This is a genomic window from Streptomyces sp. NPDC002125, from assembly GCF_053593715.1.
In genome coordinates this window covers 195,549-212,286 of the sequence record NZ_JBSFDD010000014.1, presented here as the reverse complement: position 1 = coordinate 212,286, position 16,738 = coordinate 195,549, and the positions used below count along the sequence as shown (strand labels likewise).

At 73.4% G+C, this 16,738-nt stretch carries 14 protein-coding genes, 1 rRNA gene and 1 pseudogene; 12 read left to right on the top strand and 4 right to left on the bottom strand.

Features of this window, described 5'->3' with window-relative positions; all coding sequences use genetic code 11:
- The 3 genes and pseudogenes from rrf to ACWCQM_RS24050 all read left to right on the top strand — a co-directional run.
- A 5S ribosomal RNA gene (rrf, locus tag ACWCQM_RS24060) occupies nt 1-92 on the top strand; the annotation flags it as partial.
- 127 nt (nt 93-219) lie between these two features.
- Nucleotides 220-1,455: pseudogene (locus tag ACWCQM_RS24055) on the top strand (hypothetical protein); the annotation flags it as partial.
- A 246-nt stretch (nt 1,456-1,701) separates the two neighbouring features.
- Nucleotides 1,702-2,448: a hypothetical protein gene (locus ACWCQM_RS24050; protein ID WP_450917214.1), complete on the top strand. Its 747-nt coding sequence runs from the start codon at nt 1,702-1,704 to the stop codon at nt 2,446-2,448.
- 109 nt (nt 2,449-2,557) lie between these two features.
- Here ACWCQM_RS24050 and ACWCQM_RS24045 read toward each other — a convergent pair whose 3' ends face one another.
- Nucleotides 2,558-3,838: a DUF1015 family protein gene (locus tag ACWCQM_RS24045; RefSeq protein ID WP_450917203.1), complete on the bottom strand. Its 1,281-nt coding sequence runs from the start codon at nt 3,836-3,838 to the stop codon at nt 2,558-2,560.
- Nucleotides 3,839-3,910: 72 nt separating this feature from the next.
- Between ACWCQM_RS24045 and ACWCQM_RS24040 the strand changes: the two genes are divergently transcribed.
- The 4 genes from ACWCQM_RS24040 (at nt 3,911) to ACWCQM_RS24025 (ending at nt 7,968) form a co-directional block, all read left to right on the top strand.
- Entirely contained in the window at nt 3,911-4,939 is a 1,029-nt protein-coding gene (locus ACWCQM_RS24040) for an HAD hydrolase-like protein (protein ID WP_450917202.1), read from the top strand.
- A gap of 64 nt (nt 4,940-5,003) precedes the next feature.
- Nucleotides 5,004-6,062 (top strand): FecCD family ABC transporter permease, encoded by a 1,059-nt coding sequence (locus ACWCQM_RS24035; RefSeq protein WP_450917213.1) that lies wholly within the window; start codon nt 5,004-5,006, stop codon nt 6,060-6,062.
- Nucleotides 6,059-7,117, top strand: coding sequence for a FecCD family ABC transporter permease (locus ACWCQM_RS24030; RefSeq protein WP_450917201.1), 1,059 nt, complete (start codon nt 6,059-6,061; stop codon nt 7,115-7,117). Before ACWCQM_RS24035 ends, ACWCQM_RS24030 begins: the two co-directional genes overlap by 4 nt.
- Before the next feature lie 47 nt (nt 7,118-7,164).
- Nucleotides 7,165-7,968, top strand: a complete 804-nt coding sequence (locus ACWCQM_RS24025) for an ABC transporter ATP-binding protein (protein WP_450917200.1) — start codon at nt 7,165-7,167, stop codon at nt 7,966-7,968.
- A gap of 63 nt (nt 7,969-8,031) precedes the next feature.
- On the opposite strand, the gene ACWCQM_RS24020 is transcribed toward ACWCQM_RS24025, so the two are convergent.
- Nucleotides 8,032-8,379 (bottom strand): SCP2 sterol-binding domain-containing protein, encoded by a 348-nt coding sequence (locus tag ACWCQM_RS24020; protein ID WP_450917199.1) that lies wholly within the window; start codon nt 8,377-8,379, stop codon nt 8,032-8,034.
- 42 nt (nt 8,380-8,421) lie between these two features.
- On the opposite strand from ACWCQM_RS24020, the gene ACWCQM_RS24015 reads away from it, so the two are divergent.
- From ACWCQM_RS24015 to ACWCQM_RS23995, 5 genes are all read left to right on the top strand, one after another.
- Nucleotides 8,422-8,733 (top strand): hypothetical protein, encoded by a 312-nt coding sequence (locus ACWCQM_RS24015; protein ID WP_450917198.1) that lies wholly within the window; start codon nt 8,422-8,424, stop codon nt 8,731-8,733.
- 6 nt (nt 8,734-8,739) lie between these two features.
- Nucleotides 8,740-9,555, top strand: a complete 816-nt coding sequence (locus ACWCQM_RS24010) for a TlyA family RNA methyltransferase (RefSeq protein ID WP_147962087.1) — start codon at nt 8,740-8,742, stop codon at nt 9,553-9,555.
- Nucleotides 9,552-10,475 (top strand): NAD kinase, encoded by a 924-nt coding sequence (locus ACWCQM_RS24005; protein WP_450917197.1) that lies wholly within the window; start codon nt 9,552-9,554, stop codon nt 10,473-10,475. Before ACWCQM_RS24010 ends, ACWCQM_RS24005 begins: the two co-directional genes overlap by 4 nt.
- Nucleotides 10,476-10,569: 94 nt before the next feature.
- On the top strand, nt 10,570-12,315 hold the full coding sequence (gene recN / locus ACWCQM_RS24000) for a DNA repair protein RecN (RefSeq protein ID WP_450917196.1): 1,746 nt from the start codon (nt 10,570-10,572) through the stop codon (nt 12,313-12,315).
- A 176-nt stretch (nt 12,316-12,491) separates the two neighbouring features.
- Nucleotides 12,492-13,565 carry a glycosyltransferase family 4 protein gene (locus ACWCQM_RS23995; RefSeq protein WP_450917195.1) on the top strand — a complete coding sequence of 358 codons (1,074 nt, stop codon included), beginning with the start codon at nt 12,492-12,494 and terminating at the stop codon, nt 13,563-13,565.
- Between the two features lie 45 nt (nt 13,566-13,610).
- On the opposite strand, the gene ACWCQM_RS23990 is transcribed toward ACWCQM_RS23995, so the two are convergent.
- Nucleotides 13,611-15,239, bottom strand: a complete 1,629-nt coding sequence (locus ACWCQM_RS23990; protein ID WP_450917194.1) for a PucR family transcriptional regulator — start codon at nt 15,237-15,239, stop codon at nt 13,611-13,613.
- Between the two features lie 79 nt (nt 15,240-15,318).
- Nucleotides 15,319-16,716, bottom strand: a complete 1,398-nt coding sequence (locus tag ACWCQM_RS23985) for an FAD-binding oxidoreductase (RefSeq protein WP_450917193.1) — start codon at nt 16,714-16,716, stop codon at nt 15,319-15,321.
- Nucleotides 16,717-16,738: the final 22 nt, after the last annotated feature.

Below are 16,738 nucleotides of genomic sequence, written 5' to 3'. Positions count from 1 at the left end.
CGCCCGGTTACATTCCGAACCCGGAAGCTAAGCCTTTCAGCGCCGATGGTACTGCAGGGGGGACCCTGTGGGAGAGTAGGACGCCGCCGAACAATCTTTCAGGACCCTTGGTCCCAGCGTTCATGCTGGGGCCAAGGGTCCTTTTTTTGTGCCGAAGCGCGTCGGATGGTCGGCTGCGCGAGAATGTCTTGTGGTACCCGATGACAGGAGTCACCCCCCATGTCCACCAACTCTTCCGACGACCGTCCGGAGCGCGAGCCGCGTCGCCGGGACGGCGGTGACAGGGGCGGCTTCCGAGGCGGCCGTGACGACCGGTCCGGCGCACCTCGCCGTGACAGCGACCGTGACCGTGGTCCCCGCCGCGACGACAGCCGTGGTGGCGGTTTCCGTCGTGACGACCGTGCCCCGCGTCGTGAGGACGACCGTGGTGGCTACCGCGGTGGTCAGCGCGATGACCGTGGTGGCCGTCCCAGTGGTGGTTTCGACCGTCGTGACGACCGTGGCGGCAGCCGTCCGACTGGTGGTTTCGACCGTCGTGATGACCGGCCCCGTGGCCCCCGTCGTGATGACGACCGTCCCGGTGGCTTCCGTCGCGACGACAGCCGTGGCGCCGGCACCGGTGGCGGCTTCCGCCGTGATGACCGCGAGCGTGGTCCGCGCCGTGACGACGACCGCTCGGGCAGCTTCCGCCGTGACGACCGTGCCCCGCGCCGTGATGACGACCGTGGTGGCTACCGCGGTGGTCAGCGCGATGACCGTCGTGACGACCGAGGCGGCCGTCCCAGCGGTGGTTTCGACCGTCGTGATGACCGGCCCCGTGGCCCGCGCCGTGATGACGACCGTCCCGGTGGCTTCCGTCGCGACGACAGCCGTGGCGCCGGCACCGGTGGTGGCGGTTTCCGCCGTGACGACCGTGCCCCGCGCCGTGAGGACGACCGTGGAGGCTACCGCGGTGGTCAGCGCGATGACCGTGGTGGCCGTCCTAGCGGTGGTTTCGACCGTCGCGACGACCGTGGTGGCCGTCCCAGCGGTGGTTTCGACCGCCGTGACGACCGGCCCCGTGGCCCGCGCCGTGACGACGACCGCCCGGGTGGTTTCCGCCGTGACGACAGCCGTGGCGCCGGCACCGGTGGTGGCTTCCGTCGCGATGACCGCGAGCGTGGTCCGCGCCGTGACGACGACCGCTCGGGCAGCTTCCGCCGCGACGACCGTGCCCCGCGCCGCGATGACGACCGTGGTGGCTACCGCGGTGGCCAGCGCGATGACCGTCGTGACGACCGAGGCGGCCGTCCCAGCGGTGGCTTCGACCGTCGTGACGACCGAGGCAGCCGTCCCAGTGGTGGCTTCGACCGTCGTGACGACCGTGGCGGCAGCCGTCCCAGTGGTGGTTTCGACCGTCGTGATGACCGGCCCCGTGGCCCGCGCCGTGATGACGACCGTCCCGGTGGCTTCCGTCGCGACGACAGCCGTGGCGCCGGCACCGGTGGTGGCGGTTTCCGCCGTGACGACCGGAGCCGTGACCGGGACCGTGGTCCCCGTCGGGACAACGACCGTCGCGACGACCGCGGTGGTTACCGTGGCCGCGACGACCGTGGCGGCTACCAGGGGCGCGACGACCGCGACCGCGAGCCCATCAAGCGGCTCCCCATCCCCGACGACGTCACCGGCGACGAGATCGACAAGGACGTTCGCCAGGAGCTGCTGAGCCTGCCGAAGACCCTGGCCGAGGACGTCGCACGGAACCTCGTCATGGTCGCCCGTCTGATCGACGAGGACCCCGACCAGGCCTATGCGTACTCCCGTATCGCCCTGCGTCTGGCGTCGAGGGTCGCCGCAGTGCGTGAGGCCGCCGGCTTCGCCGCGTACGCCACCCAGAAGTACGCAGAGGCGCTGGCCGAGTTCCGTGCTTCGCGTCGGATGACCGGCTCCGTGGAGCTCTGGCCCGTCATGGCCGACTGCGAGCGCGGCCTGGGCCGTCCCGAGCGGGCCATGGCCATGGCGGGTGAGCCCGAGGTGCAGAAGCTGGACAAGGCCGGACAGGTCGAGATGCGTCTGGTCGCCGCGGGTGCCCGCAGGGACATGGGGCAGATCGACGCCGCGATCGTCACGCTGCAGAGCCCCGAGCTCGCTTCCAGCGCGGTTCACTCGTGGACCCCGCGTCTGCGGTACGCCTACGCCGACGCGCTCCTCGAAGCGGGACGCGAGGACGAGGCCCGTGAGTGGTTCGGCAAGGCGCTGGAGGCCGACAAGGACGGCGCGACCGACGCGTCCGACCGTCTGGCCGAGCTCGACGGTGTCGAGTTCGTCGACGCGCTCGGTGACGACGACGAGCTGTCCGACGCACCGGCCGAAGCCGAAGTTGCCGACGCCCGGGACGAGCAGGATGACGAGGACGACGGGGACGACGAGGACGAGCAGGACGACGCGGACGGATCCGCGAAGGCCTGATCGCTGCTGACACGGCGTCATGAAGAAGGGCGGTACCCACCACGGGTGCCGCCCTTCTTGCGTCCGGCGCGGTTCGGCGCGGTTCGGCGCCGTCACCGCGTGCTGTCCGTCAGCCGATGTCCAGGCTCCGCAGGACCAGGCCCGTCGCCGGCTTGGGGCCGAACGAGGTCGACTTGCGGGGCATCGTGATGCCCTGCCGGGCCAGGTCCCGCACGACGTCCTCCCGTACCGGATGCATCAGGACCGCGGTGGCGCCGTGCCGCTCCGCCTGCTCGACCGCCGCCGACGCGTCGTGGAGGTAGGCGATGTGCTCCGGGGCGTCGGGGATCTCCCAGACGTCGTCCAGCAGCGTCGAGTGCAGCACCGTCGCGTCGAGCGCGCGCCATGCGTCGGGGCGGTCGGTCCGGACCGTGCGGGCCAGCAGGCGCTCGTCCGGCCGGTCGGCCAGATGGAAGCGGCCGTCGCCCGCGAGGAGAAAGGCGTTGCCCTCCGACGCGGCCTCCGCCAGAGCGTCGAGTGCCCGGGGCAGCGGCCCGTCGACCGGCCGCACGCGGAAGCGGCCGTCGAGGGCCCTCAGCGCCCGGGCGACGGGCAGCCGGTGCAGCAGCCGGTGGATCGCGCGGACCTGGAGCGGATAGCGGGCCGTGTCGACGAGCAGGACGAGACCGAAGTCCCAGGGGCCGGGGGCGGTCTGTTCCCCCTGGAGCCTGAGATAGGTGGCCCAGCGGTGGTGGCCGTCGGCGATCAGGGCCTGGCGGTGGGAGAGGTCGGACTCGATCTCCGCCCGCTCCGCGGGATCGGTGACCGCCCAGAGCCGGTGGCCGACGCCGTCCTCGGTCCTCGTCGTGAGCAGCGGAAGACGCGCCACCACACGCTCGATGACGGCCGTCGCTCCCGTCGGCCCGCCGTCGCCCGCGTAGCTGAGCAACAGCGGTTCGAGGTGGGCCGCTGCCGCCCGCATCAGGTCGGCGCGGTCCGCCACGACATCGGCCATGACGTCCTCGTGCGGCAGCACGACGCCCTCCGAGGCGGGCGACAGTCCCAGGGCCCCGATCACTCCGCGCTGGAGCGTGTCGCCGGTCCGCTGCTCGTAGACGTAGAGCGCGGGCACCGGATCCGGGGCCAGGATGCCCTCGGCGAGCCAGTGCTTCAGGGTGTCGGCGGCCTGCCTGTTGCGTTCGGCGGCGGTGCCGGCCTGCGGGAGGATCAGCCGCACGATGTTGTGCGGGTCCGAGGACTCCAGGTGATGGAGCCCGTCGGGCCGCACCACCACGTCGTACGGGGGCGAGGTCACCGCCGCCAGACTGCCGACCCGTTCGGGGACGTACCGCAGACCGCGGAAGGGGATCAGCCGCAGTCCCTGGTCGAGGGCGGGGCCGGTTGTGTTCATTCGGGCATCGTATGTGCGCTCGCGTGATGCGCGATGATCGGGGGAGAAGCATGGAAAGAGGAGCGCAGGCATATGAGTCAGCAGTACAGGTCCCGGCCGCTCGGGAGCAGCGCGGCGCTGAGCGAGGCGTACGACACGGCCCTGCTCGACCTCGACGGGGTGGTGTACGCGGGCGGGCACGCCATCGCCCACGCCGTCGAGTCGCTGGGCACCGCGCGTGAGGGCGGCATGCACCTGGCCTACGTGACGAACAACGCCCTGCGCACCCCGGACGCGGTGGCCGCGCACCTGACGGAGCTGGGGGTGCCGGCCGAGCCCTCCGATGTGATCACGTCGGCGCAGGCGGTCGCCCGGCTGATGTCCGATCAGCTTCCGGCCGGGGCCAAGGTCCTCGTCGTCGGTGGTGAGGGGCTGCGGGTCGCCCTGCGCGAGCGCGGTCTGGTCCCCGTGGAGTCGGCGGACGACGAGCCGGTCGCGGTCGCCCAGGGTTTCGGCGGGCCGGACCTCCCGTGGGGGCGGTTCGCGGAAGCCGCGTACGCCATCGCGGGCGGGGCCGTGTGGTTCGCGTCCAACACCGACCTGACGATCCCGGGTGCCCGTGGCATCGCGCCGGGCAACGGCGCCGCGGTGGAGGTCGTCCGGATCGCCACCGGCGCCGAACCCCAGGTCGCGGGCAAGCCGCTGCCTCCGATGCACCGCGAGACGGTCCTGCGGACCGGGGCCGAGCGGCCGCTGGTCGTCGGGGACCGGCTGGACACCGACATCGAGGGCGCGTTCAACGGCGGTGTCGACTCGCTGCTCGTGCTCACCGGGGTGACCGACGCGGCGCAGCTGCTGGCCGCCGAGCCCAAGTACCGCCCGACCTATGTGGACAGGGACCTGCGGGGCCTGCTCACCGGTCAGCCCGAGGTCACGGAGGAGGGCGGGGCGTTCCGCTGCGGCGGCTGGACGGCCCTGGTGCGTGACGACGCGCTGGAGCTGGAGGGCGAGGGTGACGCGCTGGACGGTCTGCGTGCCCTGTGCGGGGCGGCCTGGACGCACGCCGGGGAAGGTTCGTGCGGCCTGGACGCGGGGAAGGCGGTGGCCAGGCTGGGGCTGTAGGGCCCGCCGGCCTGCGGCTCCGGAGAGTGGGCGCAGTGGGAGGATAGGCTAACCTAACCGCGTGTTGGTCGACAGTCCCCCCGAATCCGAACCCGGCCCCGCCGCCGCTCCGGACAAGCCCGCTCGCGCCCGGCGCCACGCGGTCCGCGCCGCGGGCCTGCTGGTCGCCGTGGGCGTGCTGGTGCTGGTGTGCCTCGCGAGCGTCGCGGTCGGCGCCAAGGCCCTTCCGCTCTCCGAGGTGTGGCACGGCCTGTTCCACTACTCCGGCACCGGTGGCGACGTACTCGTCCGGGATGTACGGGTACCGCGCACCGTGCTCGGGCTGATCGTCGGAGCCGCGCTGGGGCTCGCGGGTGCGGTGATGCAGGCGCTGACCCGCAACCCGCTGGCCGAACCCGGACTGCTGGGTGTGAACGCGGGCGCGTCGGCGGCGGTCGTCTCGGCCATCAGCTTCTTCGGCGTCACCTCGCTGACCGGTTACGTCTGGTTCGCCTTCGCCGGTGCCGCGATCGTGTCCGTCGCGGTGTACCTCCTCGGCGGCAGCCGGTCCGCGAACCCCGTGCGGCTGGCTCTCGCCGGTACGGCGGTCACCGCGGCGCTCTACGGCTACGTCAACGCCGTACAGCTGCTGGACGCCGCCGCGCTGGACCGGCTGCGCTTCTGGACCGTGGGGTCGCTGGCCTCCGCGAACCAGGAGACCGTCGGCAAGGTCTGGCCGTTCATCGCGCTCGGCGTGCTGCTGTCCCTGCTCATCGCACGGCCGCTCAACGCGCTGGAGATGGGCGACGACACGGCCAGGGCGCTCGGCGCGCATCTGACCCGTACCCGCGTCCTGGCGATGGTGGCCGTCACCCTGCTCTGCGGGGCCGCGACCGCCGCCTGCGGGCCGATCGTCTTCATCGGGCTGATGATCCCGCACCTGGTCCGCACCATCACCGGGCCCGACATGCGCTGGATCCTGCCGTACGCCGCCGTGCTCGCCCCCGTGCTGCTGCTCGGCGCCGACGTGGTGGGCAGAGTCGTCGCCCGGCCGTCCGAGCTCCAGGTCGGCATCGTCACCGCGCTGCTCGGCGGGCCCGTCTTCATCCATCTCGTACGACGCAAGAGGATGGCCCAGCTGTGAAGGCCGCGCAGGACACCACCAGGACGGTCCGCGCCGTGCGGACGGCCGGAGGGTTCTCCTTCCGGGTGGACGCGCGGGCGTTCACCGTGATCGCGCTGCTCGTCGCCGCCGCCGCCTTCATGGCCGTGGTGCTCATCGGCAGCGGCGACTTCTCGATGTCACCGGGCGAGGTCGTCAGCACGCTGTTCGGGAACGGCACCTTCCAGCAGGAGTTCATCGTCACGGAACTCCGGCTGCCCAGGGTCCTGGTCGCGCTCCTCGTCGGTGCCGCGCTCGGCATCGGCGGCGCCGTCTTCCAGAGCGTCTCCCGCAACCCGCTCGGCAGCCCCGACGTCCTCGGCTTCGGCCAGGGATCGGCGGTCGGCGCCCTCGTCGTCATCGTGCTCTTCCACGGCGACCCCACCGCGGTCGCCCTGGGCGCTGTCGGCGGCGGCCTGCTGACCGGCGTCGCCGTCTATCTCCTCGCCTGGAAGCGGGGCGTGCACGGCTACCGCCTGGTGCTCGTCGGCATCGGAGCCGCCGCGATGCTCACCGCCGCGACCCACTACCTGATCACCAAGGCCAACCTCGTCGACGCCACCCGCGCCGTCGTCTGGATGACCGGCTCGCTGGACGGCAGGGACTGGGCGCAGGTCTGGCCCCTGCTGGCCGTCTGCTGCGTACTCATCCCCGTCGTCCTGGGGCACGGCCGCCCGCTGCGGATGATCGAGATGGGTGACGACTCGGCGCACGCCCTGGGCGTACGGGTGGAACGCACCCGCCTCGTCCTGCTGGGCTGCGCCGTGCTGCTCGTCGCCGTCGCGACCGCCGCGGCGGGCCCCATCGTCTTCGTCTCCCTCAGCGCCCCCCAGGTCGCCCGCAGACTCACCCGCGCACCCGGCCCCAACCTGGCCGCCGCGGCCGGCATGGGCGCGGCCCTGCTGCTCGTCGCCGACTGGACCGCGATGAACGCCTTCGGTGACCGCCAGCTCCCCGTGGGCGTGGTCACCGGTGTACTCGGCGGCTGCTACCTGCTGTGGCTGCTGGTGTCGGAGCGCAGAGCGGGACGGATATGAGACCGGGCACCCCGCACACCACCCCCATCGATTCCGGGAGTACGACCATGCAGCGCCTCACCGCAGAATCGGTGACCCTGGGCTACGACCAGCGGACCATCGCCGAGAACCTCTCGGTCGAGATCCCCGACAACTCGTTCACGGTCATCGTCGGACCCAACGCCTGCGGTAAGTCCACCCTGCTGCGCGCGCTCTCCCGGATGCTGAGGCCGAGCAGCGGAGACGTCCTGCTGGACGGGCAGTCCATCCACCGGATACCCGCGAAGAAGGTCGCGAAGACGCTGGGCCTGCTGCCCCAGTCCTCCATCGCCCCCGACGGCATCACCGTCGCCGACCTCGTCGCGCGTGGCCGCTACCCCCACCAGGGAATCCTGCGCCAGTGGTCGCCCGAGGACGAGCGGATCGTGAAGGAGTCCATGGAGTCGACCGGTGTCGGCGAGCTCGCCGACCGTTACGTCGACGAACTGTCCGGCGGCCAGCGCCAGCGGGTCTGGATCGCCATGGCGCTCGCCCAGCAGACCCCGCTGCTGCTGCTCGACGAGCCGACGACGTATCTGGACATCCAGCACCAGATCGACGTGCTCGACCTCTGCGCGGAACTGCACGAGACCCGGGGCCGCACGCTGGTCGCCGTGCTGCACGACCTCAACCACGCCGCCCGGTACGCCACGCACCTCATAGCCATGCGCGAGGGGACGGTCGTGGCCGAGGGCGCGCCCGGCGACATCGTCACCGCCGAGCTGGTGGAGGAGGTCTTCGGGATGCGGTGCCAGATCATCGACGACCCCGAGACGGGAACCCCGCTCGTGATCCCGGCCGCCCGCAGGAAGCGCGCCGGGGCCGCCGCCTGAGCCGGGCGCACCGAGGCCGTCCCGGCCCGGCCCACCGAGGCCGTCGTCCGGGCCGGGCAACGCCTACAGCAGGGACTTCAGCTTCAGGAGATCGCGGAAGCCCGCCTCCAGCCTGACGCGGCCGGACCCCCAGGCCTTCGCGAAGTTCAGCTCGCCCTCGACCATGGCCACCAGGTCGTCCCCGGTCATCGCCAGCCGGATCTCGGCCTTCTCCCTGGGCGGGCCCTCCAGCGTGTCCAGCACCCGGATCCTGCCGTCCGCCAGCCGTCCGGTGAACGTGACGTCGAGATCCGTGATGTGGCAGCTCAGCGAGCGGTCGAGGGAGGCGGCGCCGCGCACGTCGCCGTCCGCACCCGCCAGATTGTCGGAAAGTGTGTCGAGTGCGCTGCGGCACTCCTCCAAGGTCGCCATCGTCACCGACCGTACACCGGCCCTTCGAGGTAGCGTTCCCGCATGAGCGACTGGATGCCGGAGCCGGACACGGCGCAGCGGGGCGAGGCGGAAGCGGCCGAGGGGGCGCCCGCCGCGCCCGAGGGGCCCTCCTTCGACCCCGCCCCGCCCGCACCCCTCGGTGTCACGCGCACCCCGACCGGGCACGCCGGTGTCGACGCCCGGCTGGACCGGCTGGCCGACGCCGACCACCTCGCCGCGGACGGTCACCACGAGGTGTACGAGGATGTACACCGTGGGCTGCGCGACGAGCTGACCGCGCTGGACGCCCGGCCCGCACCCGCACCGACGCCCGCGCACGACAACAGGAGCTGACGAGAAGTGGCAGGAGTGGCACGTCGCCGCCTCGACGCCGAGCTGGTACGCCGAAAGCTCGCCCGCTCGCGCGAGCACGCGAGCCAGCTGATCGCGGCGGGGCGGGTGACCGTCGGCGGCAACACCGCGACCAAGCCCGCCACCCAGGTCGAGACCAGCGCCGCCGTCGTGGTCGTCAAGGACGACAGCGACCCCGAGTACGTCTCGCGCGGCGGGCACAAACTCGCGGGCGCCCTCGCCGCGTTCGTCCCCCTGGGACTGAAGGTCGAGGGACGGCGGGCACTGGACGCCGGAGCCTCCACGGGCGGCTTCACCGACGTACTGCTCCGGGCCGGGGCCGGCCATGTCGTCGCCGTGGACGTCGGCTACGGGCAGCTCGCCTGGTCGCTCCAGTCGGATGAACGCGTCACCGTCAAGGACCGTACCAACGTACGGGAACTGACGCTGGAGCAGATCGACGGGAAGGCGGTGGACCTGGTGGTCGGCGACCTGTCCTTCATCCCGCTCGGCCTGGTGCTGCCGGCGCTCGCGCGCTGCGCCGCGCCCGACGCCGACCTGGTGCTCATGGTCAAGCCGCAGTTCGAGGTGGGCAAGGAACGCCTCGGCAGCGGCGGTGTGGTCCGCAGTCCCGAGCTGCGGGCCGAGGCGGTACGGGAAGTGGCGCGCCGGGCCGGTCTGCTGGGCCTCGGCGTCCAGGGCGTCACGGCGAGCCCGCTGCCCGGACCGTCGGGAAATGTCGAGTACTTTCTGTGGCTGCGGGCCGGAGCACCTGAGCTGGATCCCGCGGACGTCGACCGTGCAGTGGCGGAGGGGCCCCGTTGACGACGCATGCGGCACAACCAGGGAACGCGGAACGGACCGTCTTCCTGCTGGCGCACACCGGCCGCCCGGCCGCGATCCGCAGCGCCGAGCTCGTCGTCCAGGGCCTGCTGCGCAACGGTCTGGGCGTGCGGGTGCTGGCCGTGGAGGCCGAGGACCTGCCGCTGCCGCCGTCCGTGGAGACGGTCACGGACGCGACCCCCGCGGCTGTGGACGGCTGTGAGCTGCTGATCGTGCTCGGCGGGGACGGGACGCTGCTGCGCGGCGCCGAGATCTCCCGTGCCTCCGGCGTCCCGATGCTCGGCGTCAACCTCGGACGGGTGGGATTCCTCGCCGAGGCCGAGCGCGACGACCTGGACCAGGTCGTCGACCGGGTCGTGACCAAGGCCTATCAGGTCGAGGAGCGGATGACGCTCGACGTGACCGTGCGGAGCAACGGCGACATCGTGCACACCGACTGGGCGCTCAACGAGGCCGCCGTGCAGAAGGTCTCGCCCGAGCGGATGCTGGAGGTCGTCCTGGAGATCGACGGCCGCCCGGTCACCGGCTTCGGCTGCGACGGGATCGTCTGCGCCACCCCGACCGGATCGACCGCGTACGCCTTCTCGGCGGGCGGCCCCGTCGTCTGGCCCGAGGTCGAGGCCCTGCTGATGGTGCCGATCAGCGCCCACGCGCTCTTCGCGAAGCCGCTGGTGACCTCGCCCACCTCCGTGCTGGCCGTGGAGGTCCAGCCGCACACCCCGCACGGGGTGCTCTGGTGCGACGGGCGCAGGACCGTGGAGCTGCCCGCCGGGGCCCGGGTGGAGGTGCGGCGCGGCGCCGTGCCCGTACGGCTCGCGCGGCTGCACCAGGCCTCGTTCACCGACCGGCTGGTCGCCAAGTTCGCGCTGCCTGTGCAGGGCTGGCGGGGTGCTCCGCACTGATGCGCGGGACGTCCGCGGGGCCGCTGCTCACACCCGCGTGAGTGAACCGGTCACCGGGGTCCGTCGCACACCGGGCCCCGGACCTCGTAAGGTCATGTCCGTGTTGGAGGAGATGCGGATACGGTCGCTCGGAGTCATCGACGACGCGGTGGTGGAGCTTTCACCCGGTTTCACCGCGGTGACGGGTGAGACCGGCGCGGGCAAGACCATGGTCGTCACGAGCCTCGGGCTGCTGCTCGGCGGGCGCGCGGACCCCGCCCTGGTGCGGATCGGTGCCAAGGCCGCCGTCGTCGAGGGGCGCATCACGGTGTCCCCGGGCGACGCCGCGGCGGTGCGCGCCGAGGAGGCCGGGGGCGAGATCGAGGACGGTGCGCTGCTCGTCAGCCGCACGGTCTCCGCGGAAGGGCGCTCCCGTGCCCATCTCGGAGGCAGATCCGTGCCTGTGGGCGTACTCGCCGAGCTCGCCGACGAACTCGTCGCCGTACACGGCCAGACCGACCAGCAGGGGCTCCTCAAGCCCGCACGGCAGCGGGGGGCGCTCGACCGGTACGCCGGCGACGGCGTGGAGGTCCCCCGCACCAAGTACGCCGCCGCCTACCGGCGGCTGCGCGCGGTCGTCACGGAGCTCGACGAACTGACCACCCGCGCCCGGGAGCGGGCCCAGGAAGCGGATCTGCTGCGCTTCGGCCTCGACGAGGTCGCCGCCGTGGAGCCGCTGCCCGGCGAGGACACCGAGCTCGCGGCCGAGGCCGAGCGGCTCGGTCACGCCGAGGCGCTCGCCTCCGCCGCCGCCCTCGCGCACGCGGCGCTCGCGGGCGATCCGGAGGACCAGGAGGGCGTGGACGCCACCACGGTGGTGGCCGCGGCCGGACGGTCCCTGGACTCCGTTCGGGCCCACGACCCGGCGCTCGCCGCGCTCGCCGACCGGATCGGCGAAATCTCGATCCTGCTCGCCGACGTGGCCGGGGAGCTCGCCGGATACGCCGACCAGCTCGACGCCGACCCGCTGCGCCTGGCCGCCGTGGAGGAGCGCCGCGCCGCGCTCACCGGGCTGACCCGCAAGTACGGCGAGGACATCGGCGCCGTGCTCGCCTGGGCCGAGGAGGGCGCGGGCCGGCTGACCGAGCTGGAGGGCGACGACGACCGGATCGGCGAGCTCACGGCCGAGCGCGACGCGCTGCGCGCCGAACTCTCCGTCCTCGGGCAGGAGCTGACCGACGCCAGGACGGAGGCGGCGGCGCGCTTCGCCGGAGCCGTCACCGAGGAGCTGGCCTCGCTCGCGATGCCGCACGCCAGGGTCTCCTTCTCCATCGGCCAGACCGAGGCGCCCGACGAGGCGTCCGGCATCGACATCGGCGGCCGGAGCGTGCTCTACGGGCCCTCGGGGGCGGACGAGGTGGAGCTCCTGCTCGCCCCGCACCCCGGTGCCCAGCCCCGGCCGATCGCCAAGGGCGCGTCCGGCGGTGAGCTGTCCCGGGTGATGCTCGCCGTCGAGGTGGTCTTCGCGGGCTCCGATCCGGTGCCGACGTATCTCTTCGACGAGGTCGACGCGGGCGTGGGCGGCAAGGCCGCGGTCGAGGTCGGCCGACGGCTCGCCAAGCTCGCGAGGTCCGCCCAAGTCGTCGTGGTGACCCACCTCCCGCAGGTCGCGGCCTTCGCCGACCGGCAGTTGCTGGTCGAGAAGACCGTCGACGGATCGGTGACCAGGAGCGGTGTCACCGTCCTGGAGGGCGAGGACCGGGTGCGGGAGCTCTCCCGGATGCTCGCCGGCCAGGAGGACTCGGAGACCGCCAGGGCACACGCGGAGGAGCTGCTGGAGACCGCGCGGGCCGACGGATAGCTGGCCGACGGACGTCAGTACGGCGCCGCCCTGCTCACTCGAACGAGTGGGGCGGTTCCGCTCGTCGGCGACGTGAGGACGGGAAGAACGTTTCGTCGGTCCCGGAACGCGCGTACGGACTGGCATCCTTGGCGCTGTACATACCACCGAGTCGGGAGCCCCGGGAGCCGATCAACGTGTCACAGCTGCGTACGGTCCAGGTACTGGGCGGCGGTGCCGGAAGCAGCGCTCATGTCAGCTCGCTCGCCGCGGGCCTGATCGCCCGGGGGGTGCAGGTCACCGTCTGCGCGCCCGCCGGCGCCGGCCGCGCCCACGGCCTCCCCGCGACCGGCGCACGCTTCGTCCCGGTCCCCCGGCGCAGTGACCCCGCGGCCGTCGCCGCTCTTCGTACGGCGTGCACCGGCGCGGACATCGTCCACGCCCACGGCCTGCACGCCGCTCTGCGCGCCGGTATCGCGCTCAGCGGCCGGGGGACCCCACTGGTCGTGACCTGGCACCACCGCTCCCATGCGGAAGGCGCCAGGGGGCGGCTCCAGCGGCTGCTGGAGCGAAGGGCCGCCCGCGCGGCGGCCGTTGTGCTGGGCACCTCCTGGGACCTGGTCGACCGGGCTCGCCGCAGGGGAGCCAGGGACGCCCGGCTCGCCCCTGCGGCCATCCCGGCGGGCCGCTTCGCCGGCACGGCCGACGGCGGCAAGCTGCGTGCCGAACTGGGCGCGGTGGGCAGGCCGTTGCTGGTCTCGGTGGCCCAGCACGGCCATGACGCGCTGCTGGACGCCGCTCGTGAGTGGCGGGAGCTCGACCCCGTACCCCTGCTCGTCGTCGTGGGGGAGGGGGCCAGGACCGGCGCGTTGCGGCGCAGGGTCGCGGAAGAGGGGCTCCCCGTCGTCCTCTCCGACGGCCCAGGCGGCATCGGTGACCTCCTCGCCGCCGCCGACCTCGCGGTGCTGGCAGGCCGGGGCGACGCCGGACCGCTCCTCGCCCAGGAGGCCTTGCGGCTGGGCGTCCCGCTGGTCGCGGCCGGCTCCGGCGGCCTGCCCGAACTCGTGGGCGACGCCGCCGAGCTGGTCGCGTACGGGGACGCCGCCGCGCTGGCCGATGCCGTCACCCGGCTCCTCGGCGACCCCGGGCGGCGCGAACACCTCGCCGACGCCGGGCGCGAGCAGGCGGCCGGATGGCCGACCGAGGACGACACCATCGCCCATGTGCTCTCCGTGTACGACGAGCTGGCGACGCCCGTGCCGGTCGGCTGACCCGGGTCCGGCGGCTCCCGGCCCCGGCGACCGGGAGCAACGGCGTCAGAAGGTGTGGCGGCGGGCCCGCAGGGCCAGGCTCAGGGCCAGCACCGATTGCGGGTCGTCCAGATCGGTGCCGAGCAGCTCCCCGATCCTGGCCAGCCGGTTGTACAGGGTCTGCCGGTTGAGATGCAGTTCGCGGGCGGCCTCCGCCTTGCGGCCGGCGTGGGCGAGATAGGCCTCCAGCGTCGGCAGCAGCGGCGGTCGCGAGGTCCGGTCGTGCTCGCGCAGCGGCCCGATCGCCCGGTCCACGAAGGACGCCAGATCCGGGTGGTCCCGCAGCCGCCACAGCAGCAGGTCGATGTCCAGACTGCGCGCGTCGTACCAGGGGCGCTCCCCGAGCCCCTGCGCGGCCGTAGCCGCCTCGGCCGCGTGCCGCAGCCCCGCGCCCGCCGCCGCCCAGCCGCCCGCCGCCCCGACGACCACGACCACCGGCGTACGGTCCCCGGCCCGTTCGAGCCCCGCCCGCTCGGCCCCGGCCCGCAGTGCCGCCGCCACCCGGTCACCGAGCGCCGCCCGGTCCGTGCCCTCGCGCAGGGCCAGCAGCAGCGGAACCCTGCCCTCCACCGGGCGGACCCCCACCAGCACCGGGACGCCCACCGCCGTGAGCTCCTCGCCCACGGCACGGGCCAGCAGCGCCCAGCTGCCCGAGGGTGCCGACTCGGGGGCCAGCCGCATCACCACGGGCAGCAGCGCGTCGGAGCCCGGCCTGAAGCCCAGCACCCCGGCCTGCGCGGGCGCGTCACCGGGGGCGATCCGGCCCTCGGCGAGATCCGTGAGGAAGTCACCGCGTCCACGCGCCGCGACCTCCTCCTCCTGGCGGGCCTGCATCAGCACGACAGCGATGATGCCCGCCGCCCGCTCGGCGGCCATCCGGTGCACCGCCGCCAACGGCCCCGACACGGCGAGCAGCGCCAGCCGGGCGCGTACCGACCCGGTGCCCGGCCCGCCTCCCGGCACATCCACCAGGACCGTGCCGGCCGGGGGAGCCTCCCGGGCCGCCCGCCCGCCGCGCAGCCCCTCCCAGACCTGGAGCGGCTCGGCGCCCACCGGGCCGGTCCCGGAGCCCGCCGCGTACAGCAGCCTGCCGTCCGGGGTCTCCAGGAAGACCGGGTTGGCCGCGAAGTCCGCCAGAATCCCCAGGACCTGAGGCACTCCGCCGCCGCCGAGCACGGCCCGCGTACACCTGCTGTGGACCTCGTCGGCCCGCTGGAGCAGCGCGTAGTGGCCGTTGACGATCTCGGTGTGGATCGCCTCGGTCACCGCCACGAACGGCACCTCACGGTGCAGCTGCACGAGCGGCAGCCCCGCCGTCCGCGCCGCGTCCACGATCGCGGCGGGCAGCCGGGTGAAGCGCGGACCGAGCTCCACCACCAGGGCGGCGATGCCGCTGTCGGCCAGTCTGCGGACGAAGGCACGCTGTTCGGCGGGGCGTGATCCGATGCCGATCCCGGTCGTGAGCAGCAGCTCCCCGCCCTTGAGCAGGGCGGGGAGGTTCGGCGCCTCGCCCGCGTGCACCCAGCGCACCACGCGGTCCAGCTGGTTCTCACAGGTCAGGACCTCGGGTAGCCCGGCGCGCAGGCCCGGCAGCTCCAGCGCCTGCCGCACGGTGATCCCGCCCTCTGTCTCCACTGGCCCCGGCCTCGTGCTTCCACTCGTGTGCGTCGGGCGAACGCCCTGGCCAGGAAGCTACCGTGCGGGGACCGGCGCGTCACACCAGGGCCACCGCCGGCCTGATGTTGTGGTTCAGGTGGAAGACGTTGTCGGGGTCGTAGCGGGCCTTGACCCGGGACAGCCGCTCGTAGGCCTGCTCGCCGAAGCCGGCGACGACCCTCTCCTGGCCCTCCCGCCCGATGAAGTTGAGGTAGACGTCCCCGCTGGCCCACGGCATCGCGGCGGAGCGCACCCCGCGCACCCACTCCTTGACCCGCTCGTCGTCGGCCGCGTCCTCCCAGACGCCGAAGGGGTGCACGGCCCAGGGCGAGGAACGCCAGGGCAGCGGATAGTCCGAGGCCCCGCTCGCCACCGCGCCGCCCATCGGGAACAGCACGTGCTGCGTGCCGGTGGGCACCGGCATCGTGGCGGCAGCGGCGCAGTAGGCGGCCGCCGCCTCGTCGGGGAAGCCGTTCAGATACTCCGCCGACCAGTAGTTCCGCATCCCGGGCGGGTCGTCGAGCAGGCACTGCAGATCCGCGTACGGGATCTCGTCGATCACTTCCGCCTCGTGCTCCAGTGCCAGCACCGGTGCCATCACGTCGCGGAGCTCCGCCAGGGTGCCCGCGAAGGTGAACAGCACCCCGAGCGCGAGCCTGCCCACCATGGGCTCGGGCACCCACTCCTCCGGCGGGCCGGTGAGGTAGATGCAGCCACCGCCCGTCTCGTCGGGGGCGGACTCCAGGACGTCCCGGTAGGTGCGGACCGCCTCGGGGCCGCTCTCCGGGCGGAAGAGGAGCAGCGCCATGCTCATCGCGGGCAGTTCGTGGAGCCGCAGTGTCAGTGAGGTGACCACCCCGAAATTGCCGCCGCCGCCGTGCAGGGCCCAGAAGAGCTCGGGATTCTCCTCCGCGCTCGTGCGCACGGTGCCGCCGTCCGCCGTCACCAGATCGGCGGCCAGCAGGTTGTCGCAGGCCAGCCCCCACTTACGCTCCAGCCAGCCCGACCCGCCGCCCAGCGTGAAGCCGCCGACGCCTGTGGTGGAGACCCGCCCGCCCGTGGTCGCCAGAGCGTACGGCTGGGTGGCGCGGTCGAGATCGCTCATGGTGGCGCCCCCGCCGACGCGGGCGGACCGGGCGTCCCGGTCGACGCGCACCGTGCGCATCCGGCGCAGATCGATCACCACACCGCCCTCGCTCAGGGCCATGCCCGCCACGCTGTGACCGCCGCCGCGCACGGCGACCTCCAGCTCGTGGTCCCGGGCGAGGCGCAGAGCCCGCGCGACATCCGCCTCGGTGGCGCACTGGGCCACCACCGCGGGTCTGCGGTCGATCATGGCGTTGAAGACGGTCCGGGCCTCGTCGTAACCCGGGTCGCCGGGTGTGTGGACCTCACCGGCGAAATCAGTACGGAGGCCGGCCAGAGCGGCGTCCGTCAACGACGTACGGGGCGTCATGCTGTGCCCCCTTCGCAGGGCG